This is a genomic window from Micromonospora sp. CPCC 205539, assembly GCF_036906815.1.
In the GTDB taxonomy this organism is placed as follows: Bacteria; Actinomycetota; Actinomycetes; order Mycobacteriales; family Micromonosporaceae; genus Micromonospora.
This window is the reverse complement of the sequence record NZ_JBAKHW010000030.1, coordinates 76,787-87,003: the sequence shown is the minus strand read 5'-3', so window position 1 is coordinate 87,003 and position 10,217 is coordinate 76,787. Positions and strand designations below refer to the sequence as shown.

Annotated in this window: 9 protein-coding genes; all 9 read right to left on the bottom strand. The window is 74.8% G+C overall.

What is annotated here, in order from left to right; translation table 11 throughout:
• Nucleotides 1-196 precede the first annotated feature (196 nt).
• The 9 genes from V6V47_RS23975 to V6V47_RS23935 all read right to left on the bottom strand — a co-directional run bounded on the left by V6V47_RS23975 (nt 197) and on the right by V6V47_RS23935 (nt 10,136).
• Nucleotides 197-595, bottom strand: coding sequence for a DUF3040 domain-containing protein (locus V6V47_RS23975; protein WP_074313058.1), 399 nt, complete (start codon nt 593-595; stop codon nt 197-199).
• Nucleotides 596-710: 115 nt separating this feature from the next.
• Nucleotides 711-1,970 carry a DNA polymerase IV gene (locus V6V47_RS23970; RefSeq protein WP_334630575.1) on the bottom strand — a complete coding sequence of 420 codons (1,260 nt, stop codon included), beginning with the start codon at nt 1,968-1,970 and terminating at the stop codon, nt 711-713.
• A 68-nt stretch (nt 1,971-2,038) separates the two neighbouring features.
• A complete protein-coding gene (locus V6V47_RS23965; protein ID WP_334630574.1) occupies nt 2,039-3,199 on the bottom strand; it encodes an alkaline phosphatase family protein in 1,161 nt (386 codons plus the stop codon).
• Complete coding sequence (locus tag V6V47_RS23960; protein ID WP_334630573.1) at nt 3,196-3,963, bottom strand: methyltransferase domain-containing protein; 768 nt, start codon at nt 3,961-3,963, stop codon at nt 3,196-3,198. The genes V6V47_RS23965 and V6V47_RS23960 overlap by 4 nt, the downstream gene beginning before the upstream one ends.
• A gap of 33 nt (nt 3,964-3,996) precedes the next feature.
• Nucleotides 3,997-4,170, bottom strand: a complete 174-nt coding sequence (locus V6V47_RS23955; protein WP_334630588.1) for a hypothetical protein — start codon at nt 4,168-4,170, stop codon at nt 3,997-3,999.
• A gap of 96 nt (nt 4,171-4,266) precedes the next feature.
• Nucleotides 4,267-7,635 (bottom strand): error-prone DNA polymerase, encoded by a 3,369-nt coding sequence (locus V6V47_RS23950; RefSeq protein WP_334630572.1) that lies wholly within the window; start codon nt 7,633-7,635, stop codon nt 4,267-4,269.
• Entirely contained in the window at nt 7,632-7,757 is a 126-nt protein-coding gene (locus V6V47_RS23945; protein WP_334630571.1) for a hypothetical protein, read from the bottom strand. The genes V6V47_RS23950 and V6V47_RS23945 overlap by 4 nt, the downstream gene beginning before the upstream one ends.
• Entirely contained in the window at nt 7,750-9,423 is a 1,674-nt protein-coding gene (locus V6V47_RS23940; protein WP_334630570.1) for a DNA polymerase Y family protein, read from the bottom strand. Before V6V47_RS23940 ends, V6V47_RS23945 begins: the two co-directional genes overlap by 8 nt.
• The gene (locus V6V47_RS23935; protein ID WP_334630569.1) at nt 9,420-10,136 is read right to left on the bottom strand and encodes a hypothetical protein; all 717 of its coding nucleotides are present in this window, start codon (nt 10,134-10,136) and stop codon (nt 9,420-9,422) included. Before V6V47_RS23935 ends, V6V47_RS23940 begins: the two co-directional genes overlap by 4 nt.
• Nucleotides 10,137-10,217 lie beyond the last annotated feature (81 nt).

The window sequence follows — 10,217 nt, the reverse complement described above, 5'->3', positions numbered from 1 at the left end:
CGGACGGGCGGCGCGGGGCGGCGAGCGCGGACGGGCGGCGCGGGACCGCGAGCGCGGACGGCGGCGCGGGGCCGCGAGCGCGGACGGCGGCGCGGAATTGGGCGCGTGATGGCGCGCGGATACGACAGCGGTCGCCGGGCTGTTCCCGGCGACCCGCTCGTCGCGGTGTACGGCCCGCCTCAGCGGCGGGACGGGCTCAGCGGTGCCCCTCCGGGCGCTGCCGCCACCTGTCCTCCATGCGGTCCAGGATTGACGGCCGACGACCGGACCGGCCGCCGCGCGGACGGCGACGACTCGTCGTGCCACCCACCACGTGCAGGTCGGGCGACTGCGCCCGTCGGTGCGACTGCACCGCGAACGCGGCCGAGGCCAGCATGACGACGAAGCCCGCCACCGCCAGCGGTGGAGTCTTGATCACCGCGCCATAGACCAGTAGAGCCAAACCAGCGATGATCACGCCGGCAGCGACGAGCAGGCGACGCCGCGCATGGAAGCGCGGATCGCTGGCGCGCACGGCCGAGGCGAATTTGGGGTCCTCGGCAAGCGACCGCTCGATCTGCTCGAACAGCCGCTGCTCGTGCTCCGAGAGCGGCACGGCACTCCTCCCCGGTCACGTTGGTCGACCCACTCGGGCCGACAGACCGTGGCAGCCATCCGGCTGCTTACCCGCAAGTCTACGAGGGGGGTCGCGCGTCGGAAAGCGGGACGACCTACGGGTGCGGTGGATTTTCGTTTCGACGGGCATCGCGGTTGCCCAACAGACTGGCCGGACCTATGACGGACCGCCCGAATCGGGCAGCGGCGGCGTCCGCGGCAGCTTCCGCCTCCCGCCAGCCGCGCTCCGGCGCGCCGAGGGTGAGTTGCCGGGGCGTCTCCCGCGCGGAGGCGAGCCCCTCCACCCGGACGCCGACGAGCCGGATCCGCTCCCCCGGGTCCAATGCGGTGTAGAGCGCCCAGACCGTGTCGAACATCTCGCGGGCGGTGTCGGTGGGCACGCCGAGCGTGCGGGAGCGGTTGACGGTGCGGAAGTCGGCGAGCCGCACCTTGAGCGACACGGTGCGCCCCACCTGCCCGGAGTCGCGCAAACGGACGCCCACCTTCGTGCTGAGCGCGAGCAGGGCGCGGCGGATCTCCAGTGGGTCGGCCACGTCGACGTCGAAGGTCACCTCCGCGCCGATCGACTTGTCGACATGCTCGGGGCTGACCTGGCGCGAGTCGCGCCCCCAGGCCAGCTCGTGCAGATGGGTCGCCGATGCCGCACCCAGCGCCCGGCGAAGCAGCCCGAGCGGGGCTTCGGCGAGGTCGCCGACGGTGGCCAGGCCGAGCCGTCGCAGCGCCTCGGCGGCCCGCTCACCCACCCCCCAGAGCGCGTCCACCGGCAGCGGGTGCAGGAAGTCGAGCACCTGCCCGGCGGGCACGACCAGCAGACCGTCCGGCTTGGCCCGGGTGGAGCCCAGCTTGGCCACGAACTTGCTCGGCCCCACCCCGACCGAGCAGGTCAACCTCAGCTCGTCGGCGACCCGCTCGCGGATCAGACGGGCGATGGCGGCCGGAGCGCCGAACAGCCGTCGGGCACCGGTCACGTCGAGGAACGCCTCGTCCAGGGAGAGTGGCTCGACCAGTGGGGTGACGTCCCGGAAGATCTGCATGACCGCGCGGGAGGCGGCCGTGTAGGCGGCGAAGTTGGGTGGCAGGTAGACCGCCTGAGGGCAGCGGGCACGAGCCTGGCTGGTCGGCATCGCACTGCGTACGCCGTAGCGGCGGGCCTCGTAGCTGGCCGAGCTGACCACGCCGCGGGGCCCGACGCCGCCGACGACCACCGGCCGACCACGCAGCTCAGGGCGGTCGCGCACCTCGACGGCGGCGTAGAAGGCGTCCATGTCGACGTGCAGGATCGGGCTGGCCGAGTCGTCGGCGTCCGGCCCGAAGCGCGGATCACCGCCCCGGGGCAACGACTGGCTGCGGCCCATCCCGGCAGGTTAACCCGGGGGTACGACACCACCAGCGACCAACGGGCCGAACCAACCCACCGACGCGGTCAGCCCCGGACGACCAGCAGCGGAACGGTCACCTCGGCGGCCGTGTCCGCGCCGTGGTACGCCACCAGCCGGGACGCCATCGGCCGCTCGGTACGGGTGGCCATCACCGCGTACGTGTCGTTGCAGATCACCACCACGTCGCCGACCCGCGCCAGGTGCTCCTCGGGCACCGGACCGAACCAGCCGGTGGCCACCACCTCGTCGCGGGTACGCACCCGCGCCGCCACGCCGAGCACATCCGACCAGGCGGCCATCACGTCATCGACCGCGCCCGGCGCGACGTGCAGGTAGCGGACGCGGGCCTCACCGGCCACCACCCGCACACCGGCGCGCAGCCGCGGGTCGGTGTCCAGGTCGAAGCGGTGCGCGGCGGGCACGTCGAGCTGCCCGTGGTCGGCGGTCACCAGCAGCGCCGCATCCGACGGCAGTCCGTCGACCAGTCGGGCGAGCAGCGCGTCCACCTCACCGGCGGCGATCCGCCAGGGCGTCGAGTCGACCCCGCTGAGGTGACCGTGCCGGTCCAGATCGGGGTGGTAGCCGGAGACCAGGGTGGGCCCGGGGCCGGCGGTCAGCGCGGCCCGCATGGTGGCGGCGAGCGCGTCCACACCGGCGGCGCCCCGGAAGTCGCCGCCACGGTTGGCGGCCAGGGTCAGCCCGCTGCCGTCGAACTCCGGCCGGCTCACCACGGTCACCGCCACCCCGGCGGAACGGGCCCGCTCCAGCTGGGTAGGCACCGGCTGCCAGCGCAGCGGCGACGGGTCGGCCGCCCAGTCGGTGTGGGTGAGCACCCGGTCGGTGCCCGGCACCCGCACGGTGAAGCCGAGCACCCCGTGTGCGCCCGGCGCGAGGCCGGTGCCCAGCGTCACCAGGCTGGTCGGCGTGGTGGACGGGAAACCGGCGATGATCGGCCGGCCGGCCGTCGCGGCGAGCCCGGCGAGGGTCGGCGCGTACGGCGCGGCGGTTGGCAGCTGGTACCAGCCGAGCCCGTCGACCAGCAGCACGGCGATGCGGCGGACCCCGGCGAGCGCGGGGACGAGCCCGAGCGGGTCGGCCGAGCCGGGCACGCCCAGCACGGCGAGCGCACTGGGCAGCACGTCGGCGAGACGGCCACCGCCGTGCTCCGGCCCGAGGACCGCCAGCGGCGCCGGCAAGGTGCTCATGCCGGCCGGCGGGCGAACAGGTGCAGCTGGGCCGCGAGGTCCCGGTACGGGGACTGGGCAGCCAGCGCCCGTTCCAGCTCGACGAGGGCGGCCGACTGCCCGTCGGCCACCGCGGCCGGCAGCAGGTCGGCCAGCACGCGTACCCCGTGGATTTCCTCGACCACCAGCCCGGCGGCGCCGAGCAGCGCGGCGGCGCCGGGGGCGTCGTAGCGCCGGCGCAGGGTGTCCCGCGGCCCGGCGGTGCCGGCCGGGTCGGCGGCCAGCGCGGCCGCCACCTCCAGGTGCCCGTTCATGGCCCGGCTCAGCACGGCGGCGGCCCGGCCGGCCACCAGCACGCTGGCCGCACCGCCCGGGCGCAGCGCGGTGGCCAGCGCGGTCACCACCGGCGTCGGGTCGTCGACCACCTCGAGAACGGCGTGGCAGAGCACCAGGTCGACGCCGGCCGGCTCGACCAGCCCGGCGAGGGCATCCCCGTCGCCCTGCACGGCGGCGATCCGGTCGGCCACCCCGGCCTCGGCGGCCCGGCGGGTGAGCGCGGCCAGCGCGTCGGGGCTGGCGTCGACCACGGTGACCCGGTGCCCGGCCCGAGCCAGCGGGACGGCGAAGCCGCCCGTGCCCCCGCCCACGTCCAGCACGGTGAGCTCGGTGTCACCGCGCCGGTCCAGCTCGGCGCGGAGCACCGACCAGATCACGGCGGTACGGGGGGTCAGCGGCGGCCCGGCGAACCGGCCTCGGGTCTGCTCCACCCGGTCGAGCCTAGTCACCCGGTCCGGCCGCGCGACGGCCGTGTGGCGGGGTCAGGACTCGGTGCCCTCGACCATGTCCTCCGCCCGGGACCGGCGCTCGTTGGCCACCGGCCCGTTGGTCACCTCGTACTCCTGGGGGTCGGCGAGGTGCGCCGGCATCCAACCGGCACCCAGCCGGGTCCGCCGGGCGTTGGCAATTCCACCGGTGTACGCGTGATTACCCATCACTGTTCATCCCCCTCATGGCTCACGGGCCGCTCTGCCCGCTCGACACGAGTCTCCCGCTCGGCGGCGCGGGAAACCGTAATGTGGATCACTGCGTCAGTGAAAGTCACGCGACGGCGGGCTCACCGGCGGCTCGATGGCGTCCAGCCGGTCGGCGATCAGGTTGGTCACTCCCTCGTGCCGCTCCAGCCGGCCACGGACCACCAGCGCGGCGCTGTTGCGGGCAACCCGCCGGTAGCGCTGCCACAGCCCCGGCGAGCAGGTGACGTTGAGCATTCCGGTCTCGTCCTCCAGGTTGAGGAAGGTGACCCCGCCCGCGGTGCCCGGGCGCTGCCGGTGAGTGACGATGCCACCGACCCGGATCCGCTGCCCCGGCTCCACCCGGCCGAGCCGGGCGATCGGCACCGCGCCGAGCACGTCGAGCTGACCACGGATGAACCGGGCCGGATGGCTCTCCGGCGACAGCCCGGTGGCCCACACGTCGGCGACCAGCCGGTCCACCGCCTCCATCCCGGGCAGCGTCGGCGCCGCCGCGCCGGTCACCGTGCCGGGCAGCCGGCCCGGCCGGTCCTGGGCCGCCGCGCCGGCGGCCCACAGCGCCTGCCGCCGGGTCAACCCGAAACAGGCGAAGGCGTCCGCGGTGGCCAGCGCCTCCAGCTGCGCGGCGGTGAGACCGACCCGCCGGGCCAGATCGGGCATGTCCCGGTACGACCCACCGGCCGTCCGTTCGGCCTCGATCCGCTCCGCCACCTCGTCGCCGAGGGTACGCACGCTGGACAGCCCGAGCCGGACCACCGGACCGCCCAGCCCCCAGGCGTGCGGTGGCTCCCCCGGCCCGCTGCCCCAGCGGGTGGCCGGGGTGGATTCCAGCACCGCCTTGGCCCCGCTGGCGTTGATGTCCGGCCGGCGGACCTCCACCCCGTGCCGGCGAGCGTCGTCGACCAGGGTCTGCGGGGAGTAGAAGCCCATCGGCTGGGCGTTGAGCAGCGCGGCCAGGAACGGCGCCGGGTGGTAGCGCTTGAGCCAGGAGCTGGCATAGACCAGGTACGCGAAGCTCATCGCGTGGCTCTCCGGGAAGCCGTAGCTGGCGAACGCGGTGAGCTTGCGGTAGACGTCGTCGGCCAGCTCGCCGGTGATGCCCCGCTCGGCCATCCCGGCGTAGAGCCGGTCGGCGATGCGGGCCATCCGCTCGACCGAGCGTTTGGCACCCATCGCCCGGCGCAGCTGGTCGGCCTCGGACGCGTCGAAGCCGGCCAGGTCGATGGCGAGCTGCATCAGCTGCTCCTGGAACAGCGGCACGCCCAGGGTCTTCTCCAGCGCGTTGCGCATCAGCGGGTGCGGGAAGGTCACCGGCTCCTGGCCGTTCTTGCGCCGGATGAACGGGTGCACCGAGCCGCCCTGGATCGGGCCGGGCCGGATCAGCGCCACCTCGACCACCAAGTCGTAGAACTCGCGAGGTTTGAGTCGGGGCAGGGTGGCCATCTGTGCGCGGCTCTCCACCTGGAACACCCCGACCGAGTCGGCCCGGCAGAGCATGTCGTAGACCTCGGGGTCGTCCAGCGTCATGTCACCCAGGTCGAGGCTCTGGCCGATCATGTCGTAGCCGTAGTGCAGCGCGGAGAGCATGCCGAGACCGAGCAGGTCGAACTTGACCAGGCCGACCGCCGCGCAGTCGTCCTTGTCCCATTGGAGCACGCTGCGACCCGGCATCCGCCCCCACTCCACCGGGCAGACCTCGATCACCGGCCGGTCACAGATCACCATGCCGCCGGAATGGATGCCCAGGTGCCGCGGGAACGTCTGCAGCTCGTTGGCGTACTCCACCACCTGCTCAGGGATGTCCTCGACGTCGACCGTGGCGACCGAGCCCCACCGGTCGATCTGCTTGCTCCAGGCGTCCTGCTGGCCGGGTGAGAAGCCGAACGCCTTGGCCACGTCGCGCACCGCCGACCGGGGCCGGTAGGAGATGACGTTGGCGACCTGGGCGGCGTGCTCCCGGCCGTAGCGGGTGTAGACGTGCTGGATCACCTCCTCCCGGCGGTCGGACTCGATGTCCACGTCGATGTCCGGAGGGCCGTCCCGCTCCGGCGCGAGGAAGCGCTCGAAGAGCAGCTGGTGCCGCACCGCGTCCACGTTGGTGATCCGCAGCGCGTAGCAGACCGCCGAGTTGGCAGCCGAACCCCGGCCCTGGCAGTAGATGTCCTGCTTACGGCAGAACGTGATGATGTCGTAGACCACCAGGAAGTAGCCGGGGAAGCCCAGCGCCTCGATCATGTTCAGCTCGTGCTCGAGCTGCGCGTACGCCGTCGGGTGCGCCTGCGGTGGGCCGTAGCGCTCCCGAGCACCGTCGGCGGTCAGCTTCCGCAGCCAGCTCATCTCGGTGTGCCCCGGTGGCACCGGGTACGCCGGCAGCTGCGGCGCGACGAGATGGAGGTCGAAGGCCAACTCGGCGCCGAACTCGGCGGCCCGGGCCACGGCACCCGGGTAGGCGGCGAACCGGGCCGCCATCTCCGCGCCGCTGCGCAGGTGGGCGGTGGCCGCCGCCGGCAGCCAGCCGTCGATCTCGTCGAGGCTACGCCGAGCCCGGACGGCGGCGACCGTGGTGGCCAGCCGGCGCCGGCCGGGGCTGGCGTAGTGCACGTTGTTGCTGGCCACCGTCGGCAACCCGGCCGCGGCGGCCAGGTCGGCGAGCGCGTCGTTGCGGTCGGCGTCGACGGGGTGGCCGTGGTCGGTCAGCTCCACCGCCACCGTCTCCGCGCCGAAGAGCGCGGTCAGCCGGTCCAATTCGCGGGCCGCCGCGTCCACCCCCTCGGTGAGCAACGCCGCCGGCACGTGCCCCTTGCGGCAGCCGGTCAGCACCAGCACGTGGTCGCGCAGCTCCTCGGCGACCTCCTCCAACTCCCCGTAGACCGGTCGGCCCTTCTCCCCACCGCGCAGCTGGGCGCGGGCGATGGTGGTGGCCAGCCGGGCGTACCCCTCGTGGCCGTGCGCGAGCACCAGCAGGTGCGCGCCGTACGGGTCGGGTTCGCCGTTCTGCGGGCCGGGCAGCCCGAGGGAGAGCTCCGCGCCGAAGATGGTCGGCAGGGCCAGCGCGCGGGCCGCCTCGGCGAAGCGGACCACCCCGTAGAAGCCGTCGTGGTCGGTGACGGCGAGCGCGGTGAGGCCCAGCCGGGCCGCCTCCTCGGCCAACTCCTCGGGGTGACTGGCACCGTCGAGGAAGCTGAAGTTGGTGTGCGCGTGCAGCTCCGCGTAGGGCACCGTGCCGTCCGGGCGGGCCAGCTCGGGCGCCTCGTACTGCTGGCGTTTGCGGGTCCAGGCCGGGGAGTCCCCGCCGTCGCCGTCGACGGCGAGCGGATCCACGACGTGCAGGTGTCGGTCACCCCTGCTCCCCCGGCTGTCGTCGGCCTTCCCGGAGAGCACCCGCTCCAGATCCGACCAGGGCATCTTCGGGTTGTGGAAGCTCATCGGCGCCCCTCCCGGCCGGGCCCCTTGATCGACTCCACATCCTGGAAGTCGGGCTGACCGGACGGACGGGACACCCCGACTTCCTCGATGGCGAGTGGGTCATGGCCTCGGCGGTCAGTCATAGATCGCCTCCACCAGCCACTGGCCAGCCTCGACGGCGAGCAGCAGAGCGGTGCCGTCGGCGAGGCTGACCTGGAACCGGGCCCTGCGTCGGGCCTCGGTGGGGGCCCACCACCGCTCGTCCACCGGCCACGGGCCAGCCCAGCCGACGATCTCCACCGATCGGGTGGTGCCGACGGTGAGCTGGGCCGGCGCGGCGCTCACCACCAGGCGAGCGCTGACCACCACCGGCTCACCGACGGCGTCGTGCACGGTCGCGGCGAGCGGGCTGCTCAGCACCACGGCCGGCGCGGGCGACGGCAACCGACCCGGCCACGGCGGAGCGCCCTCACCTCGGCCGACACCAGCAACCCGGCCGTCGCCGGCAACCCGGCCGTCGCCGGCAACCCGGCCGTCGCCGGCAACCCGATCGACGCCGGCGGCGATCGGCGGCGGCCCGGGACGAGCGGGAAGTCGTTCGTCGCCCCAGGGCACCAGTCGGACCTGGTCAGCCGGGGAACGCCCGCCGCCGAGCACCGCGGTCACCACCGCTTCCGGGCCGAGGATGCCCTGCACCCGGCTCAATGCCCGGTGCGCCCGCTCCCGCTCCTCGCCGGTCTCCCCCCAGAGGCCGGCTTGCAGGCCGGCCTGGGCGATCACCCCGTCCGGGACCAGCCGCAGCCGGATGATGCCGGCCGTCGGCCGGGCCGGTCGGGCACCGGCCCGGCCGTTGCTGCCGGAGAGCCAGCCGTCGAGCTGCCAGCGCACCCGATCGGCGATGGCCGCCGCGGTGAGCAGGCCGTCGTGCCGCCACACCCGGTGCAGCTCCTGCCCGTGCGCGGTGACCGCCTCGATGCCGAGCCGGGTGCAGGCCAGCCCGTGCCCGGCCAGCCGGTCGTGCAGCTGCTCGGCCAGCGCACGGGCGACGAAAGCCGCCGCGTCGACCCGGTCGATCGGGTCGTCGTGCTCGGCGGTGACCGTCAGGTCGGCCGGCGGCTGCCGGACGGCGAGCGGACGGTGGTCCCGTCCGGCGGCCAGCCGGTGGGCCAGCGCGCCATCGAACCCGAACCGGGCCAGCACGTCGCCGGCCGGCAGCGCGGCGAAGTCGCCGAGAGTCCGCACCCCCAGCCGGCGCAGCAGGTCGGCCAGCGCGGGCCGACCGAGTGCCTCGACCGGCAACCTGGCCAGGAACTCCGGCGTGCCGCCCGGTGCCACCACGCGGCCGGCGCGGGCAGCGAGCCCCGCGGCGAAGACCCCGTCGGCGATGCCGACCTGGCTCTCCACCACGCACGACTGGGCGACGTGCTCGATGATCCGCTCGGCGGCCGCCTCCTCACCGCCGAGGTAACGGCTCGGGCCCCGGGCCGCCACCGCGCACGCACCCGGGCGGACCACCTCGACGCCGGCGACCAACTCCTCCACGGCGGCGACCACCGGCTCGAACGCCCGGGCATCCCGGCCGGGGTCGTACTCCACGACGGTGAGCTGCGGACAGCGGCCCTGCGCCTCCCGCTTGCGCAGCCCTCGACGCACCCCCTCGGCGCGGGCCTGCTCGGAGCAGGCCACCACACGATTGGCGTGCAGCACGGCGACCGGGCCGGTGGCCGGCACCCCGTCGACGATCTCGGCGGCGAGCACCGGCCAGTCCGGGCACCACAGCAGCAGGGTCCGTGCCGGAGAACCGGTCATGCCGAGCCGACCAGAGTGAGCGCCGGACGGCTCGCGGTCGACACCGTACGAGGGATCACCCGGGTGAGCTCGGCACCGGGGAGCCACACCTTGATCTCTTTGGGGCGGGCGGCCGCCCCGCGCCCACGCGCCGAGACGGTGACCTCCCGGCGGCGCAGCCGCCCACGGCCGGCCCCGAGCCCTTCCCAGACCCCACGGACCACCTGCAACGTCACGTCCGCGCCGTCCCACCGGCCGTACGGGACGAGCACGCTGCCGCGCTGGCGGGCCCGGGCGGCCAGCCGGGTGGCGACCGATGCGGAGACCGCGGCCGGCACGGCGGTGACCACGACGTCCACCCCGTCGATCAGCGCGGCGACCACGGTGGCCCACTCGGGGCCGGGATTGGGCACCAGGGCCAACCGGTCCAGGGCGATGCCCAGCTCGGCGGCCGCGCCCGCGCCGAACGTCGGCACCCCGACCACCGCGCACCACGAGCCGGCCCGGGACGCCTCGGCGAGCAGTGCCAGCACCAGCGAGGTGCCGCCGCTGCGCCGGGGTTGGCCGGCCGCGACCGCGATGGTGCTGCCCCGGCGTAGGCCCCGGTTGGGTAGCAGACCGGTCAGCTCGGGCGCCACCGGCAGCACCCGGTGGCCGCCGGCTGAATCGGGTGCGCTCGCTGGGCGGACCAGATCGGCCAGTGCGGCGGTACCGACCACCATGCGGCCCGCCATCGGACCATCCCCCCGTCATTGCTGTGAATTCAGATCAGGACCGGCACACCGTGCTGCCGGCCGCCCGGCTCCCCCCGCTGG